12 protein-coding genes are annotated in these 13,707 nt (G+C 64.3%); 5 read left to right on the top strand and 7 right to left on the bottom strand.

The window, feature by feature from the left end; genetic code table 11:
• Positions 1-123: 123 nt before the first annotated feature.
• Entirely contained in the window at positions 124-564 is a 441-nt protein-coding gene (locus CH268_RS21420; protein WP_094665844.1) for an HIT family protein, read from the top strand.
• A complete protein-coding gene (locus tag CH268_RS21415) occupies positions 561-1,205 on the top strand; it encodes a Type 1 glutamine amidotransferase-like domain-containing protein (RefSeq protein WP_094665843.1) in 645 nt (214 codons plus the stop codon). Before CH268_RS21420 ends, CH268_RS21415 begins: the two co-directional genes overlap by 4 nt.
• 29 nt (positions 1,206-1,234) lie before the next feature.
• Here CH268_RS21415 and CH268_RS21410 read toward each other — a convergent pair whose 3' ends face one another.
• Positions 1,235-1,546: a hypothetical protein gene (locus CH268_RS21410; protein ID WP_027497947.1), complete on the bottom strand. Its 312-nt coding sequence runs from the start codon at positions 1,544-1,546 to the stop codon at positions 1,235-1,237.
• Positions 1,547-1,778: 232 nt separating this feature from the next.
• Between CH268_RS21410 and CH268_RS21405 the strand changes: the two genes are divergently transcribed.
• The gene (locus CH268_RS21405; RefSeq protein WP_057473191.1) at positions 1,779-3,161 is read left to right on the top strand and encodes an FAD-binding oxidoreductase; all 1,383 of its coding nucleotides are present in this window, start codon (positions 1,779-1,781) and stop codon (positions 3,159-3,161) included.
• Between the two features lie 103 nt (positions 3,162-3,264).
• Here the strand turns inward: CH268_RS21405 and CH268_RS21400 are convergent, their stop codons facing one another.
• The 6 genes from CH268_RS21400 to CH268_RS21375 all read right to left on the bottom strand — a co-directional run bounded on the left by CH268_RS21400 (position 3,265) and on the right by CH268_RS21375 (position 11,326).
• Entirely contained in the window at positions 3,265-4,569 is a 1,305-nt protein-coding gene (locus CH268_RS21400; RefSeq protein WP_094665842.1) for an aspartate aminotransferase family protein, read from the bottom strand.
• Between the two features lie 74 nt (positions 4,570-4,643).
• Complete coding sequence (locus tag CH268_RS21395; protein ID WP_094665841.1) at positions 4,644-5,675, bottom strand: TIGR03842 family LLM class F420-dependent oxidoreductase; 1,032 nt, start codon at positions 5,673-5,675, stop codon at positions 4,644-4,646.
• Positions 5,676-5,678: 3 nt separating this feature from the next.
• Entirely contained in the window at positions 5,679-7,100 is a 1,422-nt protein-coding gene (gene hydA / locus CH268_RS21390; RefSeq protein ID WP_094652246.1) for a dihydropyrimidinase, read from the bottom strand.
• Complete coding sequence (locus CH268_RS21385) at positions 7,100-7,939, bottom strand: nitrilase-related carbon-nitrogen hydrolase (RefSeq protein ID WP_217900929.1); 840 nt, start codon at positions 7,937-7,939, stop codon at positions 7,100-7,102. Before CH268_RS21385 ends, hydA begins: the two co-directional genes overlap by 1 nt.
• A gap of 110 nt (positions 7,940-8,049) precedes the next feature.
• Positions 8,050-9,570 carry an ATP-dependent DNA ligase gene (locus CH268_RS21380; RefSeq protein WP_094665839.1) on the bottom strand — a complete coding sequence of 507 codons (1,521 nt, stop codon included), beginning with the start codon at positions 9,568-9,570 and terminating at the stop codon, positions 8,050-8,052.
• 196 nt (positions 9,571-9,766) lie between these two features.
• Positions 9,767-11,326, bottom strand: a complete 1,560-nt coding sequence (locus CH268_RS21375) for a carboxylesterase/lipase family protein (RefSeq protein WP_094665838.1) — start codon at positions 11,324-11,326, stop codon at positions 9,767-9,769.
• A gap of 101 nt (positions 11,327-11,427) precedes the next feature.
• Between CH268_RS21375 and CH268_RS27975 the strand changes: the two genes are divergently transcribed.
• Together CH268_RS27975 and CH268_RS21365 are read left to right on the top strand one after the other, a co-directional pair.
• Positions 11,428-12,093, top strand: coding sequence for a hypothetical protein (locus tag CH268_RS27975; RefSeq protein ID WP_032383716.1), 666 nt, complete (start codon positions 11,428-11,430; stop codon positions 12,091-12,093).
• A 116-nt stretch (positions 12,094-12,209) separates the two neighbouring features.
• Positions 12,210-13,607 (top strand): sugar porter family MFS transporter, encoded by a 1,398-nt coding sequence (locus CH268_RS21365; protein ID WP_027497956.1) that lies wholly within the window; start codon positions 12,210-12,212, stop codon positions 13,605-13,607.
• Positions 13,608-13,707: the final 100 nt, after the last annotated feature.

Here is a 13,707-nt window from a genome sequence, read left to right as displayed (position 1 = left end):
CCAGAACACAGTCCGATTCGTTCTGAATCGAGTCCGTTTCGACATTTCGCGACTACAGGGCGAGCAATTGTGATGCACGCCATACAGGTCTAACCGTGATGATCGGACCTTACAGTGACAATCGTGGAATCTTGCATCTTCTGTGCCATCGTCGCCGGCGACGCGCCTGCCCACCGCGTGTTCGAGAACGAGCACACCGTCGCCTTTCTCGATATTCGACCGATCAGCAGGGGCCACCTTCTGGTGGTTCCGCGCGAGCATTCCGCAGACCTGACCTCCACCGGACCGGACACAGCTGCCGAGGTTTTCCGCGTCGGGCACACGCTGGCGCGCGCAGTGCGCGAGTCCGACCTCCGCGCCCACGGTGCGAACCTGGTGATCAACGACGGCGTCGCCGCATTCCAAACCGTCTTTCACCTGCATCTGCACGTGGTGCCGCGCTGGGACCGCGACCGACTGAAGTTCGCGGCGGGGTTCGTCACCCGTCGCCTGCGTGAACCCGAGCGGGTGGCCGAGGCAATCCGATCCGGAATGGCCAGGGTCGCCGGGGAGCAGACCTCGTGAGGTTGTTCTTGTCTTCGTATCGATTCGGCGGCCATTCCGACGAGTTCGCCCGCCTCACCGGCCCGCCTGCCGATCTCGCGGTCATCGCCAATGCGGCCGATGCCTGGCCCGCCACCGCCCGCGAATCCTCGCTCCGCAGCGAGTTCGGGCCCTTACGCGCCTTGGGATACCGGCCGTCGGAGTTGGATCTGCGCGATTTCGCCGGGAGACCGGCCGCATTCGAGCGCGCCCTGGCAGCGTTCGACGCAGTCTGGGTCCGCGGTGGCAACACGTTCGTGTTGCGCGCTCAGATGGCTCGTTCCGGTGCGGACGAGGTCATCCGCGGGCGCGTTCGGGCCGACACCATCGCCTACGGCGGATACAGCGCGGGAGCGTGTGTCGCTGCGCCGTCGCTGGCCGGGGTCGAGGATGCCGACGACCCGAACGAGGTACGGCCGATCGCAGGCATCGATCCGGTGTGGAGCGGGCTCGGTCTCGTCGACTTCTCCGTCGTCCCGCATCTCGATTCCGTGCTGGACGAGAGGGATTCGGGATGGGCGACGCTGCGCCGTCTGCGACGCGAGGGAATCGAAACTCACGGACTGACCGACAGCCAGGCAATCGTGGTCGACGACTCCGGGACGACAATTCTGGGTGCGTGACCCGTGATTTGTGACTGTGCGACCCGTGATCAGCCCAGCCGAGCGAGCGGCGCGAGCCGGTCGAGAGACGACCACGCGAGAGAGCAACGGCGAGCAGTCATTTCGTCGGCATCGAGGACGAGCATGTCGAACAGTCGGCGGGGTGCTGCACGCCACGAGTCGGCGATGGCCGCGACGGTCGCGCTCTCGAACATCCCGGATTTCAGCAACGCGTGCACCCACTCGTCGACCTCGCCGCGGTGAATGCGCTCGATGGTGTCGTATTCGACTCCGCCCCCGAGGAATTCGTACGAGAACATCGCCGCCACATAGTTCCAGGAGTCACTTCCGGGATCGATCATCGTGCAGCCTCCTTGTCGACCCGCACCGCATGGGGTGCGAGATGCGCTGCGCTGGACGCTAGCGCTGCGAACTACAACATTGCGTGTCGACGACGCATCGATCTGGTAACGCCTGAGGCTGGTGTTACTGATGTGACTCGGACATTCTCGGAGTCGTCCTCGTTCACGCCCCACTGCGAGTCGTGACAGACTCGAGTGGCGACGGTCACATGTACGACGTGAGGAGAACCGGATGTCGGTGACTACCGATGCAGATGCCCACCTGAGCGAGCTCGAAGCGCTGCTTCCCGCCGGTGCCGTGGTCACCGACCCCGACATCACCGAGGGATACCGACGCGACTGGGCCAAGGACCCCGACGCGGGTATCCCATTGGCCGTGGTCCGCGCGCAGTCCACCGACGACGTCAGAGCCGTCATGCGGTGGGCCACCGAACACGCGGTGGCGGTCGTCCCGCGCGGGGCCGGCTCGGGCCTGTCCGGTGGTGCCACGGCCGTCGACGGCGGGATAGTGCTCACCACCGAGCTGATGCGCGAGATCACCGTCGACCCGGTGACCCGCATAGCCGTCGTACAACCCGGACTGCTCAACGCCGAAGTCAAGAAGGCAGTCGCCGAACACGGTCTGTGGTACCCACCGGATCCGTCGTCGTTCGAGATGTGCTCCATCGGCGGCAATGCGGCCACCAATGCCGGCGGGCTGTGCTGCGTGAAATACGGCGTCACCACCGATTACGTTCTCGGACTCGAGGTCGTCCTCGCCGACGGGACTGCCGTCCGACTCGGCGGACCACGCCTGAAAGATGTTGCCGGACTGTCCCTTGCGAAGCTCTTCGTGGGATCCGAGGGCACCCTGGGCATCATCACCGAGATCACTCTTCGATTGATCCCGGCCCAACCTCCGGCCAGCACCGTGGTTGCCTCGTTCGCCTCCGTGCACGATGCGACGACTGCCATTCTGGCCATCACCCGCACCCTGCGGCCGTCGATGCTCGAGTTCATGGACCGTGCGTCCATCGGTGCCGTCGAAGATGCCATGAACATGGGACTCGACCGCGAGGCAGCAGCGATGCTGATCGCTCGGTCCGACTCCCCCGGCGCCGACCGAGGACGTGAAATCGAGATCATGGCCGCAGCATGCACCGAGGCCGGTGCCTCGGATGTCTTCACCACCGACGACCCCGACGAGGGTGAGGCCTTCGCAGCCGCACGGCGATTCGCCATTCCGGCGGTCGAACGACTCGGCAGCCTGCTGCTCGAGGATGTCGGTGTTCCGCTCCCTGCCCTCCCGGCTCTCGTCGACGGGATCGCCGAACTGTCGAAGAAGTACGACGTGTTGGTCGCCGTCATCGCGCACGCGGGCGACGGCAACACCCACCCGCTGATCGTGTTCGATCCCGAGGACGCCGACATGACCCGTCGCGCCAACGTCGCATTCGGAGCCATCATGGATCTGGCAATTTCGTTGGGCGGCACCATCACCGGGGAACACGGCGTCGGTCGCCTCAAGAAGGCCTGGCTACCCGATCAAGTCGGCGAAGACGTCATGGAACTGACCCGGCGAATCAAGACCGCTCTCGATCCGGCCGGAATCCTCAACCCCGGTGCTGTGCTCTGATCAGAGCGGCTGACGCCGCACGTGCGCGCAGTGTTTTCGGGTCGTTCCGCAGGCTCCACTCCTGCCTCGTAGCAGGGGTCGAGTTTCCGCGCACGACCCCGAGTCAGACGGTGAACCCGTCCGCCACCGTCAATACCTCGTCGAGGATTTCCAGTCCCTGACGAATCTCGTCCCCGGTCGTCGTCAGTGGCGGTGCGATCTGCAGACGGTTGCCTGCGACGAAGGGCCACAGACCCCGTGACTTCGCCGCGGCGGTGACGGTGCCCATCGCCGCCGCATCCTTGCCCGACGCGGCGAAGGGCACCAGCGGCTCCCGCGTCGTGCCGTCCTTGACCAGCTCGACGGCCCAGAAGAATCCCTTGCCGCGCACCTCGCCCACGCTGGGATGAGATTCGGCCAGCTTGGACAGGCCCGCACCGAGTACGTCCTCGCCGACGTGACGCACGTGCGGAAGGATCTTGTCGCGCTCGAACACTCCGATGGATGCCACACCCGCGGCGCACCCGAGGACGTGGCCGGAGTAGGTCAACCCGCCCGGGTAGGCTTTGTGGTCGAACTGCGAGGCGATCTTCTCCGAGATCACGACCCCGCCGAGGGGCACGTATCCGGAGTTGACGCCCTTGGCGAACGTGATCAGATCCGGTGTCACATCCCAGGCCTGGCACGCGAACCATTCGCCGATTCGCCCGAACCCGACCATCACTTCGTCGGCGATGTAGACGATCCCGTACTTGTCGCACAGTGCCCGAACACCGGCCAGATATCCGGGCGGCGGAATCAGCACACCGTTGGTGCCGATGACCGATTCCAAGATCAGTCCGGCGATGTTCTGCGCGCCTTCGAGCACGATGACCTGTTCGAGGTGTGCCAGCGCTGCGGCTGTCTCGTCCTCGGGAGTCGTTGTGCCCCAGGGTGACCGGTACGGGTACGGTCCGAAGAAGCGTACGACGTCGACGTTGGTCGGCTCGGTACCCCATCGCCGCGGCTCGCCGGTGAGACCGATAGCGACTCCGGTTCCGCCGTGGTACGAGCGGTAGGCGGCAAGCATCTTCGTGCGTCCGGTGTGCTGGCGCGCCAGCCGCACCGCGTGCTCGACGGCTTCGGCACCGCCCGTCGTGAAGAACACCCGGTTCAGATCACCCGGAGCGCGTTCGGCGATCAGAGCAGCGAGTTCACTGCGCTTGTTGTTGGCCACGGTCGGAGAGATGGTCGTCAGAACCTGGGCCTGTACGATGATGGCGGCCACCACGTCGGGGTGTTGATGCCCGAGATTGACGTTGACCAACTGGGACGAGAAGTCCAGGTACCGATTGCCCTTGTCGTCCCAGAACCACGACCCCTCGGCACCCTCGACGGTGATCGGGTTCAGTTCGGCCTGCGCCGACCAGGAGTAGAACACGTGATCCATCTACTTGCCGCCTTTCTTCGGTGTGACACTCACCGGAGCGTACGACTGGCCGACGGCAACAGTCCCGTCGCCCGTCACGACGTAGCCGTCACTGATGTACGAATCTGCGGAATGATGCTCTCTCCGTACGCTTCGAGCGTCGCTGCCTTGGCGTCGTGCTGCAGGTACACCGAGAACTGGTCGACGCCGAGTGTCTCCAGCGCCTTCAGCTTGACGATGTGATCGGCCGGGGTACCGAGCAGGCAGAACCTGTCGATCACCTCGTTCGGAACGAATTCTGCGTGCGAGTTTCCGGCTCGACCGTGCTCGTTGTAGTCATACCCTTTGCGCGCCGCGATGTAGTCGGTGAGTGCCTGCGGAACACCGCCGCCGTCACCGCCGTAGCGTGCGACGATATCGGCGACGTGATTGCCGACCATCCCACCGAACCAACGACATTGGTCGCGGGCATGTTCGAGCCCGGCCTCGGTACCGTCGGTGACGTAGGCGGGAGCTGCCACGCAGATCGAGATCGAATCCGGATCTCGGCCCGCCTGCTCGGCCGCAGCACGCACTCGGCCGATCGTCCACGCAGCGATATCCGGATCTGCCAATTGCAGAATGAATCCGTCCGCTACCTGCCCGGTGAGCTCGAGGGCTTTCGGTCCGTACGCCGCGACCCACACCTCCAGCGTCGAATGCTCCGCCCACGGGAACTGCACCGTCGTCTCACCCACCCGGGCGCTGCGCCCGTTGGCCAGATTTCGGATCACCTCGATCGAGTCTCGAAGCGAGGCAAGCGTTGTCGGCTTCCCTCCGAGAGCGCGGACCGCGGAATCACCACGACCGATGCCGCAGACGGTTCGATTGCCGAACATGTCGTTGAGTGTCGCGAACGTCGACGCCGTTACGGTCCAATCGCGGGTAGCCGGATTGGTGACCATCGGACCCACGGTCACACGCCTGGTCGCGGCCAGAATCTGACTGTAGATGACGTACGGTTCCTGCCACAGCAGATGCGAATCGAACGTCCATACGTGCGAAAACCCATGTGTCTCGGCCTGTCTGGCCAGATCGATCACCCGCGACGCCGGCGGATTGCACTGCAGCACCACCCCGATGTCCATGGCTCAGATCAGATTCTGTGACAGGTCGCGGCGAACGAAGCGGCCGTGTCCCGCAGTGCCGGAATAGGATCCACTGTCGACGATGACGCGCCCGCGAGACATCACGGTGTCCACGTGGCCGTCGATCTCGAAACCCTCGTACGCCGAATAGTCCATGTTCATGTGGTGGGTCTTCTCGACCCCGATGCTGGTGTGCCCGTTCGGGTCGTAGATCACGATGTCGGCATCTGCTCCGGGGCTGATGACGCCCTTTCTCGGATACATACCGAACATCCGGGCCGGGGTGGTGCAACAGACGTCGACCCACTTCTCGAGGGTGATCTTGCCGCTCTTGACCCCCTGGAACATCAAGTCGATGCGATGTTCCACCGAACCGATTCCGTTGGGAATCTTGGAGAAATCGCCGATTCCCATTTCTTTCTGGTCCTTCATGCAGAACGGGCAGTGGTCGGTACTGACGGTTGCCACGTCACCGGTGCGCAGGTAGCGCCACAGTTCGTCCTGATGGCCCTCGGCCCGCGACCGCAGGGGCGTCGAGCAGACCCATTTGGCCCCCTCGAAGCCGGGTGCACCGAGTTGTTCTTCGAGCGAGAGATAGAGGTACTGCGGACACGTCTCGGCAAACACGTTCTGCCCGTTGCCCCGAGCCTGCGCAATCTGTTCGAGAGCCTGTTTTGCCGATACGTGCACGACGTACAGCGGCGCTCCGGTGACGTCGGCCAGCATGATCGCTCGATGCGTCGCCTCTTCCTCCAGCTGCCACGGACGCGATGTCCCGTGGAAGTACGGGGCCGTGTCGCCGCGTGCGATGGACTGGGCCACGAGGACATCGATGGCAATCCCGTTCTCCGCGTGCATCATCAACAGCGCACCCGTTTCCGCCGCCGACTGCATGGCGCGCAGGATCTTGCCGTCGTCGGAGTAGAAGACCCCCGGGTACGCCATGAAGAGTTTGAAGCTGGTGACACCCTCGGAGACCAACTCGCTCATGGCTTTCAGCGAATCATCGGTGACGTCGCCGATGATCTGATGAAACCCGTAATCGATCGCGCACCGACCGGCGGCCTTGTCGTGCCACTGTGCCAAAGTGTCCTGGACGCGTTGGCCGGGAGTCTGGATGGCGAAATCCACGATGGTCGTCGTACCACCCCACGCCGCTGCGCGCGTCCCGGTTTCGAAGGTATCGGAGGCGAACGTGCCACCGAACGGCATCTCCATGTGCGTGTGTCCGTCCACGCCGCCCGGAATCACGTACTTCCCGGTGGCATCGATGACGACGTCCGCCGATGTCGTCAGATCTGCGGCCAGGGACACCGAGCCGGGTGCCAGCACTGCGACGATGGTCTCACCGTCGATGAGCACATCCAGTTCCTGTGCGCCGGTGGTGGATACGACAGTGCCGCCGTGCACGAAGGTGGTGGCCATCAGGGTTGCACCAGTGGGCCGTAGGCGTCGGGTCTGCGATCACGATAGAACGCCCATCGGTCGCGAACCACTTTGATCAGGTCCATGTCCAGGTCCCGAACGACGATCTCGGACTCCGAATCCGACGCCAGCTCGCCGACGAATTTGCCCTCGGGGTCCACGAAATAGCTGGTGCCGTAGAAATCGTCGTCGCCGTACTCGGATTCGATTCCGACGCGGTTGATCGCACCCACGTAGTACTCGTTCGCGACGGCGGACGCGGGTTGCTCGAGCTTCCACAGATAATTCGACAGACCCCGTGAGGTCGCCGAGGGATTGAAGACGATCTCGGCACCGGCGAGTCCGAGAGCACGCCAGCCTTCGGGAAAGTGCCGGTCGTAACAGATATAGACACCGATGCGGCCGACGGCGGTATCGAACACCGGCCACCCCAGGTTGCCGGGGCGAAAATAGAACTTCTCCCAGAATCCGTTGACGTGGGGAATGTGATGCTTGCGGTATTTACCGAGATACGTGCCGTCCGCGTCGACCACAGCAGCGGTGTTGTAGAGCAACCCGGGCTGTTCCTGCTCGTAGACGGGCAGGATCATGACGATCCCGAGCTCTTTCGCCAACGCCGCGAACCGGTCGACCGTCGGGCCCGGTACGGATTCGGCGTACTCGTAGAATTTCGCATCCTGGAGCTGGCAGAAGTACGGACCGTAGAAAAGCTCTTGAAAGCAGACAACTTTCGCGCCCTGCTCGGCGACTGACCGAGCGAACCCCTCGTGTGCCTCGATCATCGATTCTTTGTCACCGGTCCACGTGCTCTGGACCAACGCAGCTCGAACTGTGGACATCATCGGCACTCCATCTCTCGCTGGCTTGCACCCTCAAGGTATTTTGCGCCGTGTTACGGGATCGTTCGTCCGGTTTCGTATGTATTAATCGTGCACAGTTCTCGGTGCACTCACGAGTTCGCGTTGGGCAACAACGCGCGGACGGCATCGATGGTGTCCGCGGTGGCAAGGTTCTTGTCCGGTCGGTATCGCAATACTCGGGCGAAACGCAGCGCCACCCCGCCCGGATAGCGCGAGCTGACCTGCACTCCGTCGAGTTCGATTTCGACTATCAACTCGGGCCGCAGGTACACGGTGTGCTGATCTCGCTCGCGTTCGTGCTTCGGGAATTCCTCCGTCTGCCACTGCAGCAGCACATCGGTCAGGCCTTTGAACGTCTTGCCGACCATGATCGGTTCACCGCCGTCGGGATCGCGGGCCCCCAGATGCAGGTTGGACAGAAAGCCCGTCCGTCGACCGTATCCCCACTCAGCGCCGAGAACAACGAGATCGAGAGTGTGTTCGGGTTTGACCTTCTGCCAACTCTTTCCGCGCCGGCCTGCCGCATACGGGGCGCTCAGGGCCTTGAGCATGACTCCCTCGTGCCCGGCATCGAGCGCAGCATCGAAGTGGGCAGCCGCCCCGTCGGCGTCGGGCCGTACGGCACTCGGAATCCGATGTCCCGGCGCCACCTTGTCGAGCGCTGCGAGACGCTCTTCGAGTGGAGCGTCGAGCAGATCGACGCCGTCGAGATGCAGACAGTCGAAGAAGTAGGGCTGCAGCAGCAATTCGTGTGCGCTCTCGGCACCGAACCGGCTCATCGTCTCCTGGAACGGACGCGGCCTGCCACTGTCGTCCAGTGCGAGTGTTTCGCCATCGAGGACCACCGACTCGCAGGGAAGTGCACGGACCAGTTCCACCAGCTCGGGCACACTGGCGGTGATATCGCGCAGGGTGCGCGTGTAGATGCTCACGTCGGATCCCGAGCGATGCACCTGAATTCGGGCACCGTCCAGCTTGTACTCGACCGTCACATCCCCCGCCAGCTGCTCCCAGGCACCCCGAAGAGACTCCGCCGGCGACGCCAGCATCGGGCGAACCGGCCGACCGACTTCGAGTCGAAAGGCGTTCAATGCCTCGACACCACCGGTCATGGCGGCGACGGCAGTGGCAGACAATCGACCGGACAGCATGAACGCCCGCCGCACCGACGCCTGCGGCAGAGCTGTGGCAGCCGCGACAGCGTCGACCATGATGCCCTCGAGCGCACCTTGCCTCAGCTCGCCCGTGACCAACCTGATGACGAACGCACGCTCGTCGGCCGTGGTCCGCGAGAACAAGTCCAGCAGCAGGGCCGAACGTCGCGCAGCCGAACCAGCGCCCGACGTCGCCGCCACCTCGGACAACTTCTCGTCCACCTCGGCAACGGTCAGCGTCGACTCCGAGGCGGACGGGACATCCAGATCTGCGAGTGTGCGCCAGCCGACCCCGATCCGTCCCTGCGGCAATTCGCCCGACAACCACGACACCGCCGGTTCGATGTCACCCGCCTGTGCCTCGGACAGCACAGCACCGAGCTCCTCGATCTTGACCTTGCGCGAACGCGTCGCGGCCACGGCCCGAGAGGTTTCGACAATCCTGGACATCAGCACTCATCGAACATAACCGCACCCACCGACTGGCCTACCCAACCGGGTCATTCCGCAGGCTCCACTCCTGCCTGACATTCAATTGTTACCGCTGTGACTCCAGCGGCCGGTGTTCTTGCTGTTACGTTCGATGCATGCCTGTGACGTCCCGAGCAGGAGTGAAGCCTGCGGAACGACCCGGCGGCCGGCCGGCGACGGGTCAGCTGAATCCCACCACCCGGTCGCCCCAGGCAGCGCGCATGTCTCCGTCGGGATCGTCGACGAGAGTGTCGGACGTATCGATCACCAGAGTCCATCGATTCTTCTCGGTGTACGGGGCCCAGTGCTTGGACGCGTCCAGCGCGGCCGGTACTCCGTACCGCGCGAAGGCCAGCCACCGCCGCTGCATCCGGGCCGACACCGCCATCGCCGGTTTGCGACCCCCCAGCCAGAAGGTGGGATCTCGGTTGAGAGTACCGAAATTGCCGAACACGTACGGCAGTTCGGTCGCGTGGCCGGCCCCTACTCGCGCGGCCTTGAGCATCGGCGTCGCGTGATCGAAACGGTACATCCAGGTCGGCGAATGTCTACTGTGCCCGTCGGCGATCCACAGACTCGGCATGACGAAGCCTGCATCACGCGAGATCGCCTGCGCCCCAGCGGGTTTGTTCCTGTCCGGGTAGGCGGCCATGATCTCCGCGATGCGCGAGGCGGGCATGTCCGCGTGATCGTGCGCGATGGCCTTGAACATCTCCGAGACGGTGTCGGATGTGATCGGCATCAACGGGGACTTCATGAACCGGAAGATCGAGGGCTCGTCGTGGTTGGTGCCGATGATCAACGGAATTCTGTGCGACAGACCTTTCTGGAAGGCCGCGACCGGATAGCGGGGCACGACGTCTCCGTCGACGACAGGCGAAAGCCCCAGCGTCCCAGGCACTGTGGTCGGAATCTCGTAGCAGAGGGTGTCCCCCGCGGTGACCAGTCTGCTGAAGTGCATCTCGAGCAACTCGCCGACGTCCTCGCGGTCGACCCCCACGAGCTCGAGGAACCGGGCGGCCACCGCAGCGCCGCGTTCGGGACCGTACACGGACGTGGCCGGGGCACTTTGCACGATCGCTCGATGGAAGAGCCCCTCGGCCTTGGGCGAGGTCATCAGAGTGGTGACCGACGCGCCCCCGGAGGACTCGCCGAAGACGGTGATCTCGTCGGGGTCCCCACCGAAGGCGGAGATGCACTCCCGGACCCAGTGCAGCGCCGCAATCTGGTCGCGCAAGCCAAGATTGGTCTCGAAAACGTGCTCGTCGGTGGAGAAGGACGACAGATCGAGAAAGCCGAATGCGCCGAGACGAAAATTGATCGAGACTACGACCACGTCGCCGTTCTCGCTCAGATGTCGCCCGTCGTACACCTGTTGCGCAGACGAACCGAGCGAATACGCGCCGCCGTGGATCCACACCAGCACCGGACGCAGTTCGCCGTCCGGCCGTGGTGCCCACACGTTGAGCGACAGGCAATCCTCGGAGATCGACAACGACGGATCGATCGGGACCGGGCTGTCGCGGCCCTGCGGTGCCATCGCACCGAAGTGCAGACCGTCGAGCACGCCGTTCCACGGCTGCAGGGGACGCGGTGCTCGAAACCGCAACTGACCCACCGGCGGCGTCGCGTACGGAATACCCCTCCAGGCGACGGTCGGCGATGCATCGCCCGCAACCGGGTAGCCGAGAACGTCGCCGTACGGCGTGCTCACACGCACGGTGGAGTCGGACGTGTCCATCGCACCTCCCTTTGGGTCGTTGCTCAACGTACCAACTCCATCCCCGACGCCGGCCTCCTCGAAACCCCCGCCAGCGCTCCCATCGAACCGAGGAACGAGTCATGAAGAGAATTGGATCCGCCCTGGCGGCGGTCGTCGGAGTGTGCCTGTTGTCTGCCTGCGGTTCGGGCGGCGGAGGTGACGGACCCATGGCGACGGTCATCACCGACCGCCCTCAGCCGATCACCGCGGTTCCGACCACCGACCGTGGCCTGCCGTCGAGCAGTGTGCCTGCCACGCCGTCCTCCACGACACCGTCCTCCACGACACCGTCCAGCACCACGAAGACCACGCCGAGTGCGGCTGCCCAGCAAGCGAACCCGACGCAATACGCGGGCAAGGCTCCGGGCTGGTACTACTTCACGAGCCCCAGCGGCAAGTTCGAGTGCGGTATAGCCGTACAAGAGACGTCGATCGCCGGTTGCCACGGCTCGCTGCCCGACTCGGCCCCCGAGGTGACCGACAGTGCATCCTCCGACCGGGTGAAACCCAATTCCGTGCAGATCATCGCCGGCTCCCCCGCGAAGTTCGAGAGCCTGGGCGATCCCAAGTTCCACCGATTCGACGGACCCGCGGCGGCACTCCCGTACGGCGAAGAACTCACCGTGGCGGGTAGTGGATCCACCAACGGGCTTCGATGCAGCGTCGACGAGCAGACCGGAGTCACCTGCACCGATCAGGTCGGCCACGGTTTCACCGTCTCGGACGACGATTTCGACCTTCGCTGACGGCGTCGTTCGCGCGGCGAAAGACCAGGCGTAATGTCCCAGGACGGTACGACAATCCCTGCCGTACGGTCTCCCCAGCGGCCGGCGCCCGCGCGCGGCCAGAAGGTGCATCACACATGAATCAGACCTCGGACCGTCACACAGCGAAGGTCATCGGCGTCAGCGTCGCCGCCGCTGTAGGCGGCTTCCTGTTCGGCTTCGACAGTTCGGTCATCAACGGAGCTGTCGATTCGATCGAAGACCACTTCTCTCTCGGCTCGTTCACCACCGGCTTCGTGGTTGCGATCGCCCTGATCGGCTGCGCGATCGGTGCCTGGTTCGCCGGTAGCCTCGCCGATCGCTGGGGCCGCAAGAAGGTGATGCTGCTCGGCTCGGCCCTGTTCGTCATTTCCTCGGTCGGCTCCGGGCTCGCGTTCAGCGTTCCCGATCTCATGCTCTGGCGTGTGCTCGGCGGTCTCGGCATCGGCATCGCGTCGGTCATCGCACCGGCCTACATCGCCGAAATCGCGCCCGCCAAGTGGCGTGGCGCGCTGGCCTCGCTGCAGCAATTGGCGATCACCATCGGTATCTTCGCGGCCCTGCTGTCCGACGCCCTTCTCGCAGGTGCGGCCGACGGAGCCTCCAACGACCTGTGGTTCGGTGTCGAAGCGTGGCGCTGGATGTTCCTCGTCGGTGTGGTCCCCGCTCTGGTCTACGGAATCCTGGCCACCCTGATCCCGGAGTCACCCCGCTACCTGGTGGGTCAGCATCTGGACGAGGAAGCCGCCGCGGTTCTGGCGAACATCACCGGCGAGCTGCATCCCGACGAGCGAGTGCACGAGATCAGGCTGACGCTGCGCAAGGAGGCCCGATCGTCGTTCGCCGACATCCGTGGCCCCAAGTTCGGTCTGCAGCCGATCGTCTGGGTGGGCATCACGATGGCCGTCCTGCAGCAGCTGGTCGGCATCAATGCGATCTTCTACTACTCGACGACGCTGTGGCGGTCGGTCGGGTTCACCGAGGACCAGTCTTTCACCACCTCGGTCATCACCGCGGTCATCAACGTGGCCATGACGTTCGTGGCGATTCTGTTCGTCGATCGCATCGGCAGGCGCAAGCTGCTGATGGCGGGGTCCATCGGAATGTTCGTCGGACTCGTCATGGCGTCCGTCGCCTTCTCGCAGGCGACCGGCAGCGGCGACGAGGTCAGTCTGCCGTCGCCGTGGGGTGCGATCGCGTTGGTCGGGGCGAATCTGTTCGTCATCTTCTTCGCATCGACCTGGGGACCGATCATGTGGGTCATGCTCGGCGAGATGTTCCCCAACCGGATGCGCGCCATGGCTCTCGGTATCGGCACGGCTGCGAACTGGATCGCCAACTTCGCTGTCACGCTTGCTTTCCCACCACTGACGTCGTCCGTCGGACTGTGGGTCATCTACGCCGGCTTCGCGCTCTTCGCTGCGCTGTCGTTCCTCTTCGTCAAGTCCAACATCCGCGAGACCAAGGGCATGGAGCTCGAGGACATGCTGGGCTAGATGTAATGAGCAGGGACGTTGTGGACGGCGTGGCAGCGACAGATAGGTGAGGACCTCCGGTATCGGTGTGGTTACCACAACTGCACCGACAACCGAGAGG

Source organism: Rhodococcus sp. 06-1460-1B, assembly GCF_002258475.1.
Lineage (GTDB): Bacteria > Actinomycetota > Actinomycetes > Mycobacteriales > Mycobacteriaceae > Rhodococcoides > Rhodococcoides fascians.
The sequence above is the reverse complement of the archived record's forward strand: the minus strand, read 5'-3'. Positions and strand labels throughout refer to the sequence as shown.

Bases quoted from the DNA above. Each gene is read 5' to 3' on its own strand.
- CH268_RS21410 (WP_027497947.1), bottom strand. From the start codon at position 1,546: ATGATCGATCCCGGAAGTGACTCCTGGAACTATGTGGCGGCGATGTTC.
- CH268_RS21405 (WP_057473191.1), top strand. From the start codon at position 1,779: ATGTCGGTGACTACCGATGCAGATGCCCACCTGAGCGAGCTCGAAGCG.
- CH268_RS21400 (WP_094665842.1), bottom strand. From the start codon at position 4,569: ATGGATCACGTGTTCTACTCCTGGTCGGCGCAGGCCGAACTGAACCCG.
- CH268_RS21395 (WP_094665841.1), bottom strand. From the start codon at position 5,675: ATGGACATCGGGGTGGTGCTGCAGTGCAATCCGCCGGCGTCGCGGGTG.
- hydA (WP_094652246.1), bottom strand. From the start codon at position 7,100: ATGGCCACCACCTTCGTGCACGGCGGCACTGTCGTATCCACCACCGGC.
- CH268_RS21385 (WP_217900929.1), bottom strand. From the start codon at position 7,939: ATGTCCACAGTTCGAGCTGCGTTGGTCCAGAGCACGTGGACCGGTGAC.
- CH268_RS21375 (WP_094665838.1), bottom strand. From the start codon at position 11,326: ATGGACACGTCCGACTCCACCGTGCGTGTGAGCACGCCGTACGGCGAC.
- CH268_RS27975 (WP_032383716.1), top strand. From the start codon at position 11,428: ATGAAGAGAATTGGATCCGCCCTGGCGGCGGTCGTCGGAGTGTGCCTG.
- CH268_RS21365 (WP_027497956.1), top strand. From the start codon at position 12,210: ATGAATCAGACCTCGGACCGTCACACAGCGAAGGTCATCGGCGTCAGC.